General features: G+C 48.5%; 3 protein-coding genes. All 3 read right to left on the bottom strand.

Features of this window, described 5'->3' with window-relative positions; all coding sequences use genetic code 11:
* The coding region (locus ACWA6V_RS18000; RefSeq protein WP_449523785.1) for a PKD domain-containing protein at positions 1 to 237 on the bottom strand (237 nt) is incomplete at its 3' end.
* Positions 238 to 264: 27 nt separating this feature from the next.
* The gene (locus ACWA6V_RS17995; RefSeq protein ID WP_449523784.1) at positions 265 to 2,103 is read right to left on the bottom strand and encodes a family 16 glycosylhydrolase; all 1,839 of its coding nucleotides are present in this window, start codon (positions 2,101 to 2,103) and stop codon (positions 265 to 267) included.
* A gap of 332 nt (positions 2,104 to 2,435) precedes the next feature.
* Positions 2,436 to 4,350: TonB-dependent receptor (locus ACWA6V_RS17990; protein WP_449523783.1), on the bottom strand; the 1,915-nt coding region annotated here is incomplete at its 5' end.

The raw sequence follows: 4,350 nt of genomic DNA, 5'->3' as shown, positions 1-4,350 counted from the left end.
TGTATGTACAGGATGAAATTCCGTGCTTGTACCAGTGCCATCACCAAAATTCCAGATGTAGGTCAGTGCATCGCCATTTACATCGACAGACTTGGTACCGTCGAATGTAATGATCGCTGGGGCAATCCCGCCCATGATGGAGGTTTTAATTGCTGCTGAAGGAGCACGATTAACAACAGTGCCATCGGTACCAGGATCTTTTGCCGCTTGGCCACCAGAGAGATAAACATCATCAATGCTAATACCTGCAGTTTCGCCAGTGCCCTACACTTGCAACAACTGACGAACATCAAACAAATCCAGATCTTTGGCGAGTTCACTCATCGGGATAATGATGTCATGCCATTGGCCATCGCGTACAAAACCGTAGGGATCGCTACCGGCTTTAAAATTGATCCACTTCTGGCCGATGTTATTGAGCGGGCCACTTTTGAAACCGATTTGGAAATCGCCAGTGTGTGAAGTCTTCATAGAGAAATGCAATTTTGCATCCGCATTATCAAACGCCGTGAGGTTAAAACCATCGCGCGCCGTCAAGCCCATGCCATACCAACCTTTACCGGTTGATTTTAAATGCAGCGCCGAATTGCCTTCTTTATTTGCACCGGTTTCCAATGTGAGGGTGTTATCCCACAGGAACAAATCACCGCTTACACCAAACGCAAACTCTCCAGCATTTTTGTGTGCGGGCGTTTCAGTATAAATACCAAAGTTGCCAAATTCCGGCGTTTGCAACGCAATACTTTCAGTTAAATAAATATTGTCGAACGCAATTTCCATAGGTGCAGCGGGACCTGGGCCAAACACACTGAACAGGGTTTTCATGGTTTCAAAATCGAGATTGCCGAATTTGCTGAGCGGAATCGCAACGTGATGCCATTCGCCATCGCGCACGAGACCGTATTGATCGCCGCCCTCATTGAAATCAACTTTTCCATCACCACCGGATGTACTGGCGAGGCCAATACTGAAACTGCTGGTGGAATTGGTTTTGATATCCAAATGCAGGTAGCCGTGTTTGTAGTTGCGCAGGTTTTGGTCTTTGTGTACCAAGCCCATGCCCCACCAATTGCCCGCCGCAATAGAATAAGCCAAAGCACCACTGCCTTCAGAAGGCGTAGTAGCGATGTTGGTCATGTTATTCCATACATACAAACTGGTGCGGTCGCCCCAATTCAATTCGTTCAATACCGGAGTCGTTTCGGTGCTGATACCAAAGTTACCGCTCGGCAAATCGGCATTGGCAACCTGCACTTGCGTGCTTGGGTTGGCGTAGAGGCGCACGTAATCCACATACATTTTGCCGGGGAAAGGTGCGGTGATCAGTGCTGGATCAGTAATCTCAACAAAATTCCAACCTCCCACTGCGAGGTTCAAAATAATTGACGCAGGGTTATCGCGGAACTCCGACATGTTGGGGTCGGTGATATCCATGTTGAAGTAAGGATTGCCATCCACGCTGATGGTGATATTGGTCGGCGTCCAGTCAAGCTTATAGGTGTGGTAATCCTCATAAAAATTGGTGGGCAGTTGGGTAGATACCGCGTGATCTGCTTGCAGCCAATCGCTCCAGGTTCCGGTTTCATGCCACCAATGCAGGGCTGCCGAGACTGATTTGTTGCCCGTGCCATCGGCCAATGCCGATTTGTAACCTGCTTCGAGGATGTCCCACTCGCCGGATTTAGGCCAACCATCCAAACCGAAGTTGGTACCCAGCATCCAGAAGGCAGGCCAGAGGCCGTTGTCTACGCGGGGTAGTTTAATACGCGCTTCAAGGGTCCCGTATTTGAATGACATACGGCCATTGGTGTGCAAACGCGCCGAGGTGAATTGTTTGCCCTCATAGGCTTCGCGTTTGGCTTCGATGACGAGTTTGCCATCTTCTATGTAGGAATTTTCACTGCGGGCGGTGTAGTACTGCAATTCGCCATTGCCGTTACCGTCGCCGCCGACTTTGTAGGACCAAATGGTATTGTCGATTCGCGTCCCGTTGAATTCGTCCGACCAGATAGGTGTGGTTTGCGCAAAAGCGGGGGCAGTCATGGTGAGACCAACACCCAGCGCCAAAGCGCCTTGGGTAATGTACCGCAAGGGAGTTTTCATGGTGTTACCTGCATCGTTATGGTTATTGATTTACTTACTGTGGTTGCTACTAACTGTTGTTATTAGTTGCTTAATAGTTCTCTCGTCTTATTCCCGCTGGCGCGGTGGCCGATTAAGACAGAGTTAGTTTCCACAGAAATAACCATGCAGGCGTTCGCATGACATCGTCGTTAAAAATATTTTGGTTTGGCTGGTGTGCACCATCCGAACGCTGCGAACCAGCGCACACCAAGGCTTTCCGCTTATTCCAGAATCCGTCCCACTTTAAGTTTTGGCTGGATTATTCATAACCATTCGCTGGATTCGCCTGCATCCGCAACTCCAGCGCTATATCAATCAATTGTGTAATTAATTGCCAGGCCATAGCTGCGCGGAGGGTTGTACAGCCCCCGGGGTACCCCGAGAAAGGACACTGAGCGCTGCCGGAGATTGTTTTCATCGGTGATGTTTTTCATCCAAAGCGAAATATCCCAGTGCGAAGCGATATTCAGCCCCAGGCGGGCATTGGCAGAAAAATAATTGGGGATGGCATTGTCCGGCGTGTTATTGGGATTGGAAAAATAATCGCCGGTATAGCCGTAATCGATATGACCGTATACCTCAGCTTGCTGAAACAGCGGCCGGCTGTAGTCGATGGCTACAAAATAAGTATGCTCGGGTGCATAAGGTAGATAGTTATCATCGTAATCTACGCCTAATCCCCCACCGTTTTTAAACTCATCAAAACGTGCCTGGGTGAAGGCGGTATTGAAACTCACACTGAGATGATCAGTCAGCAATGCATTGATATCCAGCTCAACTCCCTGGGTTGTGACTTTTCCGGCATTGGTCAATGACAACACCGCACCGGATGATTGCGTGGGAACGAACTGGAATACCTGGAAGTCGTCAAACTTGGTGATAAATCCGGCGAGATTGATGGTTAGTCGTTTATCCAAAAAAGCAGTTTTTGCGCCTATCTCATAATTGATAGCGTATTCAGGATCAAACTGGAAATGCTCCAGCGTGGTAATAAAGTCGGCGTTCCATCCCCCACTCTTGTAGCCACGCGCGACGCTGGTGTAGAGCAGTACATCTTGTACCAGCTGAAAATTAATCCCGAATTTTGGCAGCGGTTCATCAAAGGTTTTTTGATCGCGCAGATGATCAACATCGATAAATGAACCTATGTTATCCACACTGGAGTAATCAATATTTTTGGCTTCATGCACAAAGCGCAGGCCGCCCGTCAGGCTCCAGCGGGAATCGAGCTGATAATTGCCATGCACAAATAAGGATGAAGACTGTACCTCTGCCGTGGCAGGTGTCTGTATTGATGCGTTAGGCGCTGGGCGAAACAAAGCGCCGGTGATGGCGCTACGCTGGGTTGAAATATCCTGCTCTAAAAAATAGGCGCCAATAACGTAATCGAACTTTTTACCTTTGGGTGATGCCAATCGTAATTCCTGGCTGACCTGATCGCTCTTTTCATCAAAAATACTAACGGCAACATCAAAGGGTGAATAATCCTCTTCACTTAGCTCGGTAAATTCATTGGCGCGAATGCCGGTAATAGACGTCCAGCGAAAATCGCCGAAGGTTTCGTAACTCGCTTCGATAGTCGCGCCTTTTAATTCCCGCCGCTCAAACTCATCAGCATTGTGCGCAACGACAAAGGGCTCAGGAGCCAGAGTAAAGCCATTTAATCCACCATTGGCGAGTGCTTCAGCATTAGTGGATTGATCATCATCCTTTAAATAATCAAAACCGATATCCAGCAGTAGATTTTCAACGCCCACATAGCGAAACTTCAGTTTTGCCACATTTCTATTAACGCCTTGCAGATCACGTTGGAGCGCAATGTTATCTATGTAACCATCTTGCTGGGTGGTACCAACCAATAAGCTGGCAAACAAATCCGCAGTGAGCGGTAAATTTATTTTCCCGGTGAGCGACTGTAAATTGTAATTACCGGTATTGGCGAGCAACCCGGCATTAAAATGCTCCTCCGGTTTTTGCGTAACAATGTTGATAGCTCCCGCCAACGCATTAGTACCGGCTAAAGTGCCTTGCGGGCCGCGCAACACTTCAAGGTGCGCAACATCTAACAAACTTTGGTCAAAACTGGATGAGCGCCCGGTCAATACACCATCGATATAAACAGCGACGCGAGCATTGGTGCCTATATTGCGCGAATAATCGCCCACACCGCGGATCGCTATCTCACCGCGGGTATTCCTATCGCCACGCCCGAAATTGATATTGGGA

It is taken from the genome of Cellvibrio sp. (assembly GCF_053579595.1).
Note: the sequence above shows the minus strand (reverse complement) of the source record. Positions and strands in the feature narration are given on the sequence as shown.